The organism is Bythopirellula superficialaquae, from assembly GCF_059632245.1.
Map to the genome: position 1 here is coordinate 5,355,353 of NZ_CP197426.1, position 15,828 is coordinate 5,371,180.

The following is a 15,828-nucleotide window of genomic DNA, read 5'->3' on the forward strand; positions in this document are numbered from 1 at the left end:
ACCTGGAATCGCTATTAACCCTCGTTTCCCCAGACCCAAGCCTCCAATCCCTAGCCACCCTCAATACGTCAACGCCACCTCCATGAACCCGGCGAACAACGTTTCGGCGTCTTGGGAGAGCGAGCTAAACAAATCCTCGAACCCCTTGCCGGGAATGAGTCCCGAAACGCCAGCGAGCATGATGACGTTGTCGTTCAAAAAAGGCCGATACTCAAGCCCGCTGCTAATGTCGGTGCCGATGTGATTGTTGATATTAGATTGAAATGCGAATTGTTCGAGGACTTGTGTGTGATTGAACCAGAGCAAATTGATGTTGTTGACAGAACGCAACCGCGGCGTGAGTTCCATGTCGAACCCTGCGTTGGCCAGCCACAACCCGGGGTTTACGAAGTTGGCCTGGCCTTGAATCTTGCTTGACCGCAAGTGAGGCACGAGGCTAAACCGATCGACGAGATTCACGCCATTGAGGCGGATCGCCTGGCGGTTCCAATAACTAAATCGCCCACCCGCAAACGCGGGGTGATCGATAATTGTGTCGAACCCTTCGCCACGGCCGTCGAACACGTCGTCGTCGCCCGAGGAATAGAACATCGACGTGCGAAAGCGAATCCAGTCGCGATCGTAGGAGACTTCGAGAGCGGCCATTTGCGCGGCGATGTTGATCGGTCGACCCGCGATGGGATTGAGCGTGTCGTAGCCGGCTACGAAATATAAAGCGTGATTGATGTTGAAGCGGTTGATGTGCCCGTCGCCGGTCCAACCGAAGTAGACCGCGTCGACCGTATGCGGCGTGTAGACGCCAACGGGATCGGGGCGGGCGAGGAAATCATTACGGTCGAAGACCAAGCCATCGCCGTAATCGTGGTTGTAATGCAGGCTGAATTGCGACGTATAGCCGGGCCAAATGAAGTCCTGGCGATAGTAGTTGCCGATAAGAACGTCCTGTGGCCGGCCGCGCAGGCGGTTGAGTTCGCTGTTGGTTTCCTTTTCGAGTTGGTCGAAGTAGGCCAGGTTGAACTGATCGCGATTGGCGTGCCGCGTGCCGAACAGCCGCGCCGCGAGGTTGACCTCGGCAAAGATAAAACCACGAAAATCGCTGGCAAAGGCCTGCGATCCAACACGGAGCGAGGTGAAATCGTAATAGGGACTGGTGTCGGCGATTTTGGTTTCGACGAACGCTTCTTCGAGCGCGAGGAAATTGCGGTAGCGGGTTGTCCCCGCGCGAACGTCGGGATTAACGATCCCCAGTTCCTCGACGTCGAGATAATTGAGATTCAAGACAGGAGCAAAACGAACACGCCAATCGGCCGGCTTGAAGGCCGCGTCGCCATGAAAAACGTCGACCGCAATGCGGTAGTCGTTGCGAATGAAGAATTGATCAGGATCGCCGAAGAACTCTTCCTCAAAGGGATTCTCGGTCGATTCAAACGGAGTGGTGGCCGTGGGGACTTGACGATATTCAAAGCTGTAAAAGGCCGTCGCCGAAACGTTGAGGAACGTGTGCTGACCGACAATCGGGTAATCGCCTTTGAAGAGGTTTTGACGATAGGGATTGTACCAAGCGCCAGGTGCATAAGGGGCATCCTCCTCAAAAGGATCGCCGCCGCAGAAGACGCTGTGATCGGGCCCATAGCGGTCCCAGCGCGGATAGCCGCCCCGCCAACGATCCGGCATGGGGACGAAATGGTCATCGTTTTGATAATCATCCGCCAAGATGCCGGACGAACCGGAGTAACCCGTGGGCACTTGCCAAGGAGTGGCGATGAACATGTCCTCGGGCTCGGTGAACTCCAGTTCCGGGCTTTCAACGGACAGATCCTCGCGCGGAGGTTCGCGCAAAGGGAGATTGTTGTCGTCTTCAAGAAAGAGCCCAGGCGCAGGAAGCTGCTCGCCCAGGCGATAGTCATTGTCAGCTGAGGAACTGTCGAACATGTCCGAAAGCGCGGGAACACGTTCAGTGAGCAATGCATCGCGCTCGGCAGGGTTGATCCACCGTGGCCCGGTGAGCGGGAGTTCTTCTTCGGCATCGACAATCAAAGGAAACCAACAGAATGCGCAGAGCATCTCCAGCAGAATCGCGCGCACCGCGAACCTGGCGACGTTCACCCACTTCGTGTTGATTGGTGTCGAGTCGGCCAACGAGACCTCAAATTGTTTCGCTTTGGCTTCGCGTATCAACAGTGTTTGCGTGCGGAGTGCGCGCAAAGAGCGCGTTCGAGAAACTTGTGCGGCTTACCGAGACCGCCCTTTGATGAGCTAAGCAGAAGAGGCGACGGACTTTAGCTAAAGGCCAACCAGCGCACAACTGATAATGTATCTAGGGCATCCTTATCAAAAACGATTGTCTGCTAGCTCTGCTGGCGTGTTCGTGCAATGTGGGACGAGTGAGATGCGAATATTTCCAGGTTTTGCCGCTGTTGTAGTGACTTTCATGCTAGCTAGCAGCACGCTGGCGGAAGAGTGCCAGCAAGCTCATCTTTACGAGCCGGCTTCACAAAAAGAAGTCGCGCGGGCGGGTTGGCCCTGGTGCCATTGGACTTGGGCGAGAAGGCAGAACCCTTGCGACTACACCGGTTACTACGTTGGAGGTGGCGCGCCGGGACCACACAGTCGAGGACCTTGCCCTTCCGAAGGAACTTGGGGTTGGGATTATCAAGGCAGGAAACTCGGTCGCATCGTTCGCTTGGGATGGACTTGTCCCAGTCGATCTCAAGGGGGCACCGGGAGCTACGATCCCGATGGGCCACGAGTTGCTGAAGCCATACAAGAAGCTGTTCACTCGCATCACGGCGAAGAATAGTGATGTTACTTCTGCTGCATTCTTGCACCAGCAGCATGTTGGTTAGGCAACTCAGTCTCGGCAATCGCTGCTGCTTGAGTCTCTGCGGTTCCCGGCTCATAATGGTGGATTACTGTTGTTTGGGCGACTCCCTGCACTCAATCCTTGTTCCAGTCAGCGCAATTCATGCCAAATCTCGTGGCCACAGGACTCGACGACCAGCAATACTGGCGCCGCGAATTGGTTCCAGGCGAAGTGATTCGCATTGGCCGCGCCCCGCGCGAAGGTTGGGCCGTTCCCTGGGACGTGCTCATTTCGCGAGAACATGCGGATTTAGAACTGGTCGACGAGGGCCTGAGAGTCCGTGCGCTCGAAACCGCGCGTAATCCGATCTTGCATAACAACGAAGCCTGCCAGGAATTCATCGCCCAGCCGGGCGATAATTTCCAAATTGGTCGCACGGTTTTTCAGTTTCATGATGTCGAATCATTTCATTCTGCCTCAACGACATTTATCGAACACACATATACCAAACGCGATTTGCAGTCGATTCGCTTTAAGAATGCCGAGCGGTGCTTAGAAATTTTATGTGATCTACCTCAACGCGTCTCGGAATCGATGACGGACGAGCAATTTGCCACAGAGATCGTGGAAGTGATTCTCGATTCCCTTCCCAGCGTGGCGGCCGTGGCTGTCCTTCAATTTGACAGTACCGCTGACTACGATTCACCTGATCCCAAGCTCATGCGTTGGAATAGTCGCAATGACAAAGTCCAACGGTTTCAACCCAGCCGACGTTTGATGTCCCGCGTTCTGCAGCGCCGTTGCAGCGCGATCCACTTATGGGAAGATGTGCATCATTCCCACGGCTACACTGTTAGTGGGGATCTTGATTGGGCATTCTGCACGCCGATTCCCACAACCCAAGATCGTTGGTGTATCTACGTTTCAGGCAGACGGATTTTTGAAAGCATGGCATCGATCGAGTCGCCTACAGACCTGCTCAGTGAACTCCGTTTTGCTGAATTGATCGCTAATTTTATTGGCTCAATTCGCAAAGTGCGTTGGCTCGAACGACAGCAAAGCCAAATGCGGCAGTTCTTCTCGCCCGCAGTGGTTGAAATGCTTGTGAATAACCAAGTGACTTCTCTCGAACCGTACGAAGGAGATATCTCGGTTCTTTTCTGCGATGTTCGCGGTTTTTCTCGCAAGGTCGAACAATCTCGTCAGCAGTTGGATAAGCTTCTTGAGCGAGTCAGCCACGCGCTCAACGCAATGACTCACAGCATTTTGAAATTTGAGGGAGTGATCGCCGATTTCCAAGGCGATGCGTCACTCGCCTTCTGGGGATGGCCCAACCCACACGAAGGTGAAGCCATTTCCGCATGTCGAGCGGCCGCCTCAATCTACCGCACGTTCTATCTCGCTAACCAAGATCCAGATCACCCACTGAATGGATTTCAAGTCGGCATTGCCGTTGGGTATGGGCACGCCATTGCAGGCCGCATTGGCTCAGACGAACAAATGAAAGTGGGCGTGTTTGGACCAGTCGTTAACCTCACTTCACGGCTTGAAGGCATCACGAAACAAGTCGGCGCCGCGATCTTGATCGATGGCGGTATGGCCCAACAAGTTCGCGAGCATTTGCCCGCTTCTGAAATTCGGATGCGCAAAGTCGCCCGCATGCGTCCCGTAGGCATGGATAGTTTTGTCGACGTGTTTCAGTTGTTGCCCACGGATGCCGACTACGATTCAATCACCGACGCGGAGCTTGCCCAATACGAACAGGCCGTGGACGCCGTCATTGCAGGTGAGTGGAAGCGGGCTCACGAGTTACTCATCGGAATTTTGCCCGATGACGGTCCTGCCAATTTCCTTCGTCAGTTTCTGGAAGAGCACCGAGACACACCACCCGCTGATTGGGATGGCGCGATCAATTTGAAGAACAAATAAGGCCGATAACCTCGAAGTCGACTATTCCAGATTGTCCACGCCGATTTTGATGCAACTCATGAACTTGCAAGGCTTTTCACTCGGCAACTCCTATCGATGACAATTGCTCAGAAACCTTCGCGATGTCCCACACATAAATCTTTCCATCCGCACAGGCGAGGGCAAGTCGTTTTCCATCGGGTGACCATTGCCAGAACCAAACCCCACTATTTGTTGGAGAACTAGGCAGATCGAAATTCATTTTGGGTTGGTCGATGTTTATTAAACTCAAACCCACACGTTTCCACTTTACGGCGGCCCACTGACCACTTTGGCTGACATCCACGCCAGAAACACGAAAGTCTGGTGGTTCAGCATGAAGGACATCTCGAATCACGCTATCTGCTTTAATGTCGTGAAGCTGCAGATTACCCTCTAAACTAACGAGCAAGACACGTGTTCCGTTAGGTAAAAACCCGAGAGGGCTCACTTCGGGCGCCACTTTAGCTTGCGGCACTTCGCGCGGAAGATGTGAAATCTCATCGTACTGAGTAACGCAGTGACTGCACCAAGTAAACTCGTTAGTTTTAGGCGCGAATGTGCAGTAAAAATAGACGCCTGGCATCTCGAGGTTTGCCACCTCTTGAACTTCAAGTGCATCCCCATCCGAGCCCACTTTCTGCTCCGCAACGAGATTCCACAGCCAAACACCTCCTTCACCAGCGGCCCCGAGTTTCTTTCCATCTTCGCTAAAGGATACTCGCCAAATATTCCCTGTCTTGCGAGGCCTGGCCAACAATTGCCTTTTTTTCAGATCCCAAACCTCAACACCCCCGCCCCAGCCACCAATGGCAATCCACTGTCCGCTAGGATGGAAGTCGACAGATTGGAATGGCATCGCGACTTGCCCTTCGATGCTGTAACTGGTTTCTCCATCCTCTAACGACGTGACCACGCAACGTCCGTCCTTTCCCACCGAAGCGAGCAGCTTTCCATCTGGGCTGAAAGAAACTCCAGGTACTCCGCCATCGTGGGCTTCGATTGTCGTCATCTCGGGTAGATTCCATAGATCCCAAATGCGAACGCGACGTTCCTCTGCCAAATAGAATACGCCACCACTCGCACTGAATCCCATCGTATTACCAACTGAGAACTCAAGTGAGGGATTTGTGCCATCAAGTGCTAGCCGCGCAAATTCTGCGTTCGAGACGACATTCCAGATACGTATTCGGCCTTGGGGGTCACTAAGTGCGCAGAGCCGTCCATTGGGACTGAGTGCCACATTCTTGCAACTGCTCTCCTTGTTATGTGCGAGCCGTTGGCCAGTATCGACATCGACAAACGCAAAGCCATCGCCGCCGGCGCAGGCGACGCTTTTGGAATTTGCAGCGAACTCGATGCGGTGAATTGGCCCAATATCTGGGCGAGATCGGCCACGCGATTGTCCTGTCGCGGCATCCCAGAAAGTCAATTCTCCCTTGGCATCGCCCACACTCAACAGAGCCGTGTCGCTCGTGAGCGCAACCGCGAAAGGTCGCTCTGAAAGTGGTAGTGTATGACGAGGTTGCTCATCGACAAGGTCGAATAGCTCCACCTTTGTCTCATGATCGCCACATACAACGATGCACCTATTGTCGACGTCAAACGCGAGGCACATCACACTATGATCAAAGCTGCGCTCATCTTGTTGCCTCCATTCGTCGGAGGCGTTCCTTGACCAATGAATGACACCTCCCTCGTTGGTAGCACAGGCGACCGCGGCATCGTCACTGCCGACAGCTAATAAGTTAACGGGATGACCTGTCCTTCCAATGGTCATTTTTTCCTTTGTATGGACGTTGACCCTGATAACTGTGCCGTTCTCAAGTCCGACATAAATCGTGTCTTGTTTACCTCGTGCGATGCAAGTGATATCTGCAGGAAAATTTCCGACAACCTCGGGATCCATCGAAACGAAATCTCCCATGCAAATGACAGCCTCCTGACGGAGTTCGACTTTATTCACAAGCGGTGTATCGAGTTTCGCGGCCTGACTGAGAAGTGACCAAGCACGACTTCGATAGCCAGGGCTGCGGGCCGACCGCAGAGCGCGAGCCTCACGTACAAGCGATTGGTAGAGACCAGCAGTAGTTTTTTGCTGTTCTTCATCAATGCGCATCACAGCCACTATGGAAATCGCTGCGATAGTGACGGCAAGGAGCGGAATCGCCACGAGGAGACCCGTGGCTGCTCGGTGATTCAAGCACCACCGCCAACGCCGTTCAAGCCAACTAATCGGGCGCGCTACGATGGGGTCGCCCGCGAGGTATCGTCGGAGCTCGTCGGCCGCTTCCTGGGCTGAGTCATACCGACGACTGGGCGATTTTTCAATACACTTCAAAGTGATTGTTTCAAGGTCTTTGGCAAGATTGGAGTTGAGGTGACGCGGGCTAGGTGGCTCGTCGTGAATGACCTGATGCATGATCATGCGTGCGTTACCACGAAACGGCAACTCGCCTGTCAGAACTTGAAACAGAATCACACCCAGCGAATAGACATCACTGCGACGATCTGCAGTGTGACCATCGCCTTGCGCTTGCTCAGGCGACATATACGCAGGCGTGCCAAGCACTTGGCCTTCGAGGGTCATAGTTACTTCTCCGATTTCACGCCGTGCGAGGCCAAAATCGGTAAGGTGCGGTTCTCCTTCAGAGTCGATGAGTATGTTGGCGGGCTTGAGATCGCGATGCACCACGCCTTGCGCATGGGCATGTTCAAGCGCTTCGGCAATCATCGAGCAAAGTTGAGCGGCTTCACGTCCGGTAAGCCGCTGATCGACGAGCCAATCACTTAGCGTGATCCCTTGAACGAAGTCGCTAACGATATAAACGTGCTCGCCATCGCGACCAACTTCGTACACGGTCACAATATTAGGGTGCCGCAGTTGGGCAGCCGGGCGGAACAAAGCGGGGCGAATTGGGCATCGGTGATGTGGAAGCACCGTCGTACCGCTCCTTACCAATTTCCGAAGTACTCGACATACCAGCTGCCAGCAGGCACTTGGGGCAGATTCCAGACGGCGCATCTGTCGGCAATTCAGCTCCACATTGCATACATTTGTGTAAATCGGTCATTCGAGTGGCCTCTAATCCGCATTCAAACGGCGAAGTTTTAGCTAGAGCGGCTTACTATGTAGTTCTGACGGAAATGTCTGCAATGGTAACGGAGATTTTTATTGTTACTGGCCGAAAACTCTAAAAAGGTAGCGAATCTCCTGGTCCACACCTGCGGGGTCGGCCAAAGTCTGTGCGATTTCTTCTCGCAAAAGTACGCGGTAGCGACTGCGCATCCGAGCGACGGCCATCTTGGCCGCTGCCGCCGTGGTCCTCAGTTTTATCGCCACATCCGCATAAGTATTACCACCTCGTTCGCCGATTATGAAGTCCTTGAGCTGTTCAAACTGGTCCACTTTTCCGTTTTGGGCCATGTCATCCTCAAGGCGTTGCAGTACTCGCTGCAATAGAGCGACAGCCCACTGCCGATCATACAATTCGTCGGCTGACAATTCGCTCCACAATTCGAGACATAACCGTGAATTCCCGTCATCAAAATCGAGTGAAATTTGCGTGCGCCCGCCGCCCCGCTTTTGCGATTTTGCCCTCTCCCATTCATGTGATAAGAAGTGCTTGAACGACGTCAGCAGGAATGCGCGGAATCGCCCGCGCTCGGGCTTTGCTGGCCGGATATAATTTTTCTCTAGCAATTCGGCAAAGAAAAGCTTGGGTTAAATCTTGTGCCTCGCCTACGTCCGACACCCGCCGACGTACATAGGCATACAGAGGGTACCAATATGTACCGCACAATGAAGCTAGCGCCTGTTCTGCATCGGGCAAAGATCGATGCCCTGCCGCCATCACGATGCTCCACTGAGTTGTAGCGAAATCGCGATTGCCTAAATCCTTAGAGTCAGTATTATTGCGACGTGTGGGCATTGAAGCGATTGTAAACGTTGCCGCCGGATCGTTCTTATCGAATGGCTGTCTCGCAAGTCAGGGAGAGCATAAATTAGATATTCTTAACTTTAGCAATTCACGTACCAAGGAGGCATATATATTTAGTGGGTTATGCACGACTGCAACTTTTGACGAATACTGTGTAACAGGCTAGCGTCGGCGTTTATTCATCAAAGCTTAATACCTTGGTTTGCCCGAATCAATCGCCCTAGATCGTTCGATTGATGAATCTCAGGACTCGAAGGTTTCGAAACTCATGCCAGAAATCAAAGTGCCAACAAACTCAATTTCTGACACAGCTCTTTAATTGCCCTATTGTCCAAGTCGGACACCGGAGAAACACTTCGGATTCGCCCACCCTTGATGGCTAGCTGACCAATGAGGGTGTGTTTTGCGTTGGTTCCGCCCGTCTCCCCCAACACGCTAAGGGTTTGACGATTACTTAAACCGGCTTGGTGGGTGTGGTTCCTGGCATATATACGATCAAATCAAGGCGGAGTTTGTCGATTTGTTAAGGCTGACTTTCTGCGGTCACACCGTTGATCAACTCCCTTGTGAGTCGACTGCTTGATAATCAACTTAGCTTCTCGAATCGCCTCCTCATCCGCCTTCCAAAGTGAATTTTCAATATTAATCGTATAGATCGTGAATCGATGGTGGGGCGGCAACTTCCTCTTACTCCCCACCCGGCGTACCAATTCCTCCCCGCTGACACTTTCAATTGTCAGCAGTCGTAGAATGCGGGCTGCATCCAGGTTGCGCTTGACCGTCTTCTCGCTGCTGCCGACGTGTTGGGCTAGCCGTTTCTGCGAAGGCCAAGCCCGTAGAGTATCTCGGTCCACATAGGTCAGCAGGACGCTGACGATTCGAGAAAACATCTGCGGGTGGGGTTGGCGGGTGAAGGAGTTCTTCAGCTTGGTCAGGGCGCGACTGGTTTCTTTGGACATCTTTGAAAATCCTCGCAAATTGGCGCGAGAGATCCGAGCTGAGAGGTAGGGCGACGATTCGGAAGCTCTCGTGCCAAAAGTGATGATGCCTACCCGTCAGGAGCGACTTCGCTCCCGTTTATATTTACTCAAGCAACTCGACGTGTCCGTCGGGGAGGAAGGGGACGGTCGCGGAAGTAGCCCAGAAGTAGGTTTGGGTACTTGAGGCTCTGGCAGTCGGAATCAGATGCCCAGCAGTAGGGAAGGGGGTTCGTCGCCGTGAGACTGTTCTCAAGGGTTCCAGCGGGCAGCCTATTCTCAAGGGTTGGCCACGAAGGGTGCCAAAAGACCTGATACTTGCCTATTCCGTGATCCAGTTTCACCCCATTCCCAACTGATCATTTGGGAATATGGCGACAAGCACGAAATGAGTTTGGCCCTTAATCTAATCGACTTTCGAACTAGCTTGTTCCTCGGCATGTCACCGCCTTGCGTTCCTCCTCCAAGAGCGCATCTTATATAATACTTGTTTGGGACTTGCATGGGAGATGCTCCGTGCAGCAGGATCGAGCAGCTAACTCCAGCGAGTTAATCGCTGGCGGTGTCAACAATTTCTGGGAAGTCGAAGACCAAGAACGGCAAAGCGATACTGTTTTAGTTCGACCGCCCACGTCGTACCGACAGGCATTCGGCGACAAGCCTATTCGCCTCGGACTAGTTGAGTTCCGGATCTTGCTGTTCCTGGCCAGTCGGCCCTACCACGCGTTTACTCGACGCCAAATCGCCGTTGCGTTGACCACCAATAGCATCTCTGTCGATGAAGCGGCTGTCGATGGTCACGTCGCGAGCTTGCGTGATCAGCTAGGAGTCTTCTACGACTTTGTACAATCCGTCCCCCATGTAGGCTACCGCTACAAGGCCTAGTAAAGTTCTGGTTCATGCACCTTATGATCGATGCCGCCATCGTGCTGTTGACAATCTGGACCGCTGCTCAGCATTGCATGCAAAAAAACTGTGGATTGAAGGTGCATCTCACCATTTGACCGGTACGACGAGTTGTTGACGCTTTTCCGCATGCCACCTCGCTGAGGAACCTGCCTGACGCGCTTCGGCGTCCGCTTCCCCCGCCGGTCACCTGCTGGGCGGACCTCCCGCTGTCCGCCGGGTGAAAAAAAACGCGCTACCTACAAATGGCACGCCCACCTGTGTGAGCTGGTGCAGGTACGGTTGTTGCCAGATTACCTGCTTAACTGAGCGCGGTTTCCCGGTGCAACAGTTTAGTATTGCGGCGACAGAAAGTGACTAGTATTCGCAAATGGATGTCTGGAATGTTTTTTGCAAACTGCAGGCCGAAATGTCAGTGTCTCGGCCGTTTCTCGTCTCGCGCCGTACGATTTAACAGGAATTGGCTTCGCTCTTATGATCGCCACTTACCTCGATTGGCTTCGCGCTAGAAAGATATCGAGCTCAGGAATGTTATGTACCCTGCTTCAGACTGAGGGTGAGTAGTTGCAATATTGATCAGCCAATAATTATCGGCGATAGGTTATTAACGTTGAAAGAGCATACGCACTGCTGCTAAATCGCGAAGTCGTAGCAAGAGAGTTTCCCACTCATCTAAACGTTCGCCATAGTCCGCACCAAGCCGATTCTCAACAGTTGATCGCATGTTAGCATCGAAGACCTCAGTTCCATAAAGTGCACCAATGAATGCGCCGAGCAATTGTGCGTACGAGTCCGTGTCATGTCCCCATTCCATGCAAAGTTGGAGCCCAGCTAGTGGGTCGTAATCGGTTAATTCCATGATCGCAAATATAACAACGTAAGGGACCTGAGCTTCCCATTTCGTGGTCTGCGCAAATTCCAGGTCCAGTCGAGAAAAGCAGGCTGCTGGACGGCCCTGAGCGTTTCGTGCCGTCTCCAAAGCGAAATTCAACCATCGATCAACGGCGCGTTCCGACCAGGGTACCCGCCCATATCCGTAAGGGTCGACTGCGCGCATCGCCGCGAAGACCTGCTCCCAGGCCAAACGCGGTCGAGCGCGATCGACATTGGCTGTCAAGGCCCGCGCGAGTCCGGCCACCAATGCGCAGTTCATGTCGCGGCCAAATCCATTGTCGAGAAAGTCGACGCTATCCGCGGCGAGATAGGCTGCCTCAGGCTGACCAGCATAAATTGCAGCCAAGGGGGGTAACGTCATTTGTCCGCAACAAGTGGGGAGGCCGACCCAGAGTCGCTCGGTTGGTCGTGCTCGCGACAGATCACGGACACCCAGGGTCCACCGCGCGGCAAATTCGATTTGCTCAAGCCACTGACGACGCAGTTCACCGAACCGCGCCTCGAAGTCGCCACGACGAGCTGCTGGCCAAGCCAAGTAGGCCGTCGCCAATTCTTGCTCGCCAATCGGCCAGCTATCAGTTGCTTCGGCTTGGCGAAGTGCGTCAAGGAGCACCATCTTATGTCGGCTGTCGTCTGTGATTGTCCCTGGCATCGCGTTGGGAGTCCAATGCCCATAAGGTTCAGGCACTGGTCGTAACTCTTGGTATCCTCGCATCGTGATTCGACCCACCAAGGCCTGCCTCGCGGAAGCGTCTAAATTCTCCTCGGCGCTCCATGTCTTTGGCCCGTTTCGTAAATCATGAACTTTGACGGGATCCTGAAACTCGATGGGACCTCCCAGTGCATCGCCAATCAGTGTACCGATCAGCAGCCCAGAAACTCTGTCACGTAGCTTGGGATCGGGAGCAGGCCGATCCTGAGCCTGAGCTTTAGAACTGGAACTGATTAGTACCGCGCCACAAGCAGCCGAATGACGCAGAAAACCTCGGCGACTAACGAGCAGATTACTAAAAGACGAGTTCAAGCGGTGTTGCGCTGAAACAGCCATCGGCTTTACCCTTGATGCGAGAGCATGTGTTTCAAGTCAGTGTGCACTCAATGCAGCTTGAATTGAGCGGTTATCAGTTATCTTGAGCGACGAACTCAACTTCATCGATAAAGACACGGCCAAGGCTTGAGTCCTTCTGAGCAAAGACCAGCGAAAGCCGCGCCTCGACGGCGTCCTGAGGAACTTCCAAGTTTATTTCATATTGGCGCCATTCGTCATGGTGAACCTTATGATCCGCGATGACGATCTCTTTGAAGCTAATCATGCCTGGGCCACCAAAGTAGTCGGCGATACGTCGATAGAATTCGACTTTTAGAGTGGCAAAGCTCTTGGTGTCGGTAAGTTTTTGTTGAGAATCAACTTTAATCCATATTCTAGCCCTCGCACGTTTCCCTGGAACGACATCAATCGCTTGGGAGACACCAGAATAACCTTCGCCTTTGCTTGATGGCGCAGAGAGCGCCAGCGACCAATGACCATCGCGCGATTGCTGCCAAGAAGGTTGCACGTTGGGTTCGCCCGTCATTTGATTTCCGAATACGTGCCAACCTGCCAAGGACCCACCACTTTTTTCAAAACTGCCATTCAAGAATTGACGGTGTTTGGTGGTTCTTTCCGCTTTGTAAACTCTCACCCAATCAATCAGCAACTGATGTGATTGACCGCCAGATTGGCCTCCCTTCACAGCTTTTTGGATGGACCTTGCGTCAATCGATAAGTACATCGGAGATAGGAGCTTAGGTAAGAAGTCTCCGACTTCGTCACTGTAAAAAATGGTATGATAAACATCATCGACAAAGAAACGGAGTTGGTCCGGCGTCCACTCAACCGCGTAAGTGTGGAAGTCCTCCGAGAAATCGTCCAGTTTTCCACGGACAGAGGCTCGTTGAGGAATCACCCGGCGATCATGAAAATAGGGCTCGCTGCTACCCCAGTGAAATTCGCTATTGGTGAAATATCGTTCACCGGCATGAGTCATAATGTCAATTTCTCCGCCACTTGGCCAAGGCGAAACCGGGAGCAAGCGAATGAAAGAATGAATCGTATTTGCTGACGGAAGCCGAGCTCGAACTTCCCACCGACCATATCGCTGAGCATATGAGCTAACGACTCTTCCTATCCGTTTCAAATTTGCTGCATCTGATTTAAGTGCCAGCTCGCCGTTCTTGACTGACATCAGCTCGGCAGCTGGAGTGACTGGCGAATGCTCATCGATAGGCAGTGTCTCTTCAACCTTCCATTTCGAGGGATCGAGCTGGTCAAAATCATCGCTCCACACAAGGCGCCAACCTGGGGGTGTGATTGGCGCTGGTGTGAGATGCACTAATGCTCCACCAGCAGCGGATAAAGAAAGAGTGAGCTTGTCTTTAGAAGTCAGTGATTCCTCTGCTACTTGGAATTTTTGAGAGGATTCCAGATCGTCTTGATATATTGTCGCTCGAAACTCCCCTTGCTCGAGAAACTCGATAGGGAATACGACCTGACGTGGTTTGGCATCGGTCATGATTCCAATCCACCAGTCACTTCTCGCGCGGCGGGCAATGGCTATCATTTCGCCGACTTTTCCGGCTAGGACAATCGTCTCGTCCCAAGTGGCCGGTACGCGCGCCGCGACTTGAGTCAGTTCATTCCGGCGATAAGCCGCGGGATAATCCGCCAGCATGGGCAAATGATTCTGTAAGACCACATAGGAAGCCAGCGTTCGACATGGAGTTCCAATGACCAGTGGCGCAACGTCCCGCGGCTGAAAGTCTTGGCTGGGAACGGTTCGAAATGAACCCTGATGATAATCCAAAGGTCCCGCAAGCATGCGAGTGAATGGAATATTAAGATCGTGATCTGCTGAAATGCCTCGTTCATTCCATTTATTATATTCCAGGTTCATGACGGCTTCTGTATTGAGCAGATTCGGAAACGTTCGCTCTAGTCCCGACGGCGGCGCCACATCATGAAAATTGACGGTGAGTTGATTTTCAGCCGCCAGATCCAGGAGCTCACGTTGGAATTGGATCATCTGTTGATCATTGCGATCCATGAAATCAATCATCACACCATCGATGCCCCATTTGTGGTAGATGGGAAAGGCCCGCTGCATGTGGGTCTGAGCCGCTTGCCAATGGAGCCATAATCGTAGTTTCACTCCTCTTTCCTTCGCGTGCGCCAAGACCTCCTGCAGGTCGAGACCCTCAACCGGAGTGGTAGGATCGTCACCTTCGTAGGGAACTATGGGGCCACCATACCAAGCCGTATTTTCCACGCCATCTAGGGAATGATAGGGAATGCCGTACTCCGCACAGAAGTCGATGTAGTGCTTTGCAAAATCTGTATTTAGACCAGGATTAATGGAAAGACCTTCCTCGTGAAAACCATTCCACCAAGGAAATGTCGTTTTGCCCGGTCGAATCCAAGATGTGTCGACAATCCCTGAAGGCTTGTTTAGCTTGAGAACCAAGTCGGACTCGACAAGATCGTCGATCTCCTGGCCAACGAAAATAACGCGCCATGGAGACTCGGCCGGCAGTGGCGTTTTTACTGACAATCCCTTCTCCTTGGTATGCGGAGAGAGCTGGACTGTGAGCGCTGGTTCGGTGCCTTGCCGTTTCAAGAACATCCCCGCATAGTTTGTGAGATTGGCTTCAGTAACTGCCACCCAACCAATGTCGGGAATCTCAGCCAGGAGCGGAACATCGACTAGTTGATCGGCTGGGAAACTCTCAATCGACTCCTTCACATAAAGGCCTTCATGGGAAGTTACAAATCCGGCCAAGGGCAAGTAAGTCAGATGAGAGTGGGGAGGAAAAATGAACTGAGTTTCTTCTTTGGCAAGTTCCAATTCACGCCAGTTAGCCTGCTTCGGGAATTCATAACGGAATGCAACTCCATCGTCATACACTCGGGCGATGAACCGCCACTTACGTTTCGGAGAAGTCTGTTCGGTCAAATTAAGCACAAGTTCCTTACAGTGATCTTCGACGATTAAGCGTTTCCCAGGGAATTGGCGAAACCGCTCTGAGATTTCCTCCACAGCGCTATTCACAAGTTGAGTTTGCTTACCCAGGGACGCACCATCCGCAAGTCCCATCGAGATTGAGGAATCAAGCACCACGAGCTTGTCATGGAAGTGGATCTTGTAACGTAGCTCCGAAGACTGGCCTGTTGATCGCAGAGAAACCGTAAGTGCGAGCGTGCCTGAAGGAGAGCTTAAGGTGACTTCGTTCGACCCAGCCGCCATAGCCTCAGAACATGCTTGGTTGCTCAACAAATTCAAACTTACGAGCAGTAGTATTGCCGAACTTGCCATAGACCAAATAT

Annotated in this window: 9 protein-coding genes; 3 read left to right on the plus strand and 6 right to left on the minus strand. The window is 52.8% G+C overall.

The genetic code is table 11. The features are described 5' to 3' along the window. Positions 1–60: 60 nt before the first annotated feature. Positions 61–2,205 carry a hypothetical protein gene (locus SH678x_RS22185; RefSeq protein WP_496920654.1) on the minus strand — a complete coding sequence of 715 codons (2,145 nt, stop codon included), beginning with the start codon at positions 2,203–2,205 and terminating at the stop codon, positions 61–63. 184 nt (positions 2,206–2,389) lie between these two features. On the opposite strand from SH678x_RS22185, the gene SH678x_RS22190 reads away from it, so the two are divergent. After that, positions 2,390–2,800 carry a hypothetical protein gene (locus SH678x_RS22190; RefSeq protein ID WP_496920655.1) on the plus strand — a complete coding sequence of 137 codons (411 nt, stop codon included), beginning with the start codon at positions 2,390–2,392 and terminating at the stop codon, positions 2,798–2,800. A gap of 165 nt (positions 2,801–2,965) precedes the next feature. Further along, positions 2,966–4,732, plus strand: coding sequence for an adenylate/guanylate cyclase domain-containing protein (locus SH678x_RS22195; protein ID WP_496920656.1), 1,767 nt, complete (start codon positions 2,966–2,968; stop codon positions 4,730–4,732). Between the two features lie 76 nt (positions 4,733–4,808). Here SH678x_RS22195 and SH678x_RS22200 read toward each other — a convergent pair whose 3' ends face one another. The 3 genes from SH678x_RS22200 to SH678x_RS22210 all read right to left on the minus strand — a co-directional run bounded on the left by SH678x_RS22200 (position 4,809) and on the right by SH678x_RS22210 (position 9,650). Further along, a complete protein-coding gene (locus SH678x_RS22200; protein ID WP_496920657.1) occupies positions 4,809–7,775 on the minus strand; it encodes a protein kinase domain-containing protein in 2,967 nt (988 codons plus the stop codon). A 153-nt stretch (positions 7,776–7,928) separates the two neighbouring features. After that, positions 7,929–8,177 (minus strand): hypothetical protein, encoded by a 249-nt coding sequence (locus SH678x_RS22205; protein ID WP_496920658.1) that lies wholly within the window; start codon positions 8,175–8,177, stop codon positions 7,929–7,931. Between the two features lie 1,014 nt (positions 8,178–9,191). Beyond that, positions 9,192–9,650, minus strand: a complete 459-nt coding sequence (locus tag SH678x_RS22210; protein ID WP_496920659.1) for a hypothetical protein — start codon at positions 9,648–9,650, stop codon at positions 9,192–9,194. A gap of 534 nt (positions 9,651–10,184) precedes the next feature. Here SH678x_RS22210 and SH678x_RS22215 point away from each other — a divergent pair. Next, the gene (locus tag SH678x_RS22215) at positions 10,185–10,553 is read left to right on the plus strand and encodes a helix-turn-helix domain-containing protein (RefSeq protein ID WP_496920660.1); all 369 of its coding nucleotides are present in this window, start codon (positions 10,185–10,187) and stop codon (positions 10,551–10,553) included. A gap of 625 nt (positions 10,554–11,178) precedes the next feature. Here the strand turns inward: SH678x_RS22215 and SH678x_RS22220 are convergent. Further along, positions 11,179–12,516, minus strand: coding sequence for an ADP-ribosylglycohydrolase family protein (locus SH678x_RS22220; RefSeq protein ID WP_496920661.1), 1,338 nt, complete (start codon positions 12,514–12,516; stop codon positions 11,179–11,181). A gap of 73 nt (positions 12,517–12,589) precedes the next feature. Then, the gene (locus SH678x_RS22225) at positions 12,590–15,817 is read right to left on the minus strand and encodes a glycoside hydrolase family 97 N-terminal domain-containing protein (RefSeq protein ID WP_496920662.1); all 3,228 of its coding nucleotides are present in this window, start codon (positions 15,815–15,817) and stop codon (positions 12,590–12,592) included. Between the last annotated feature and the right edge of the window lie 11 nt (positions 15,818–15,828).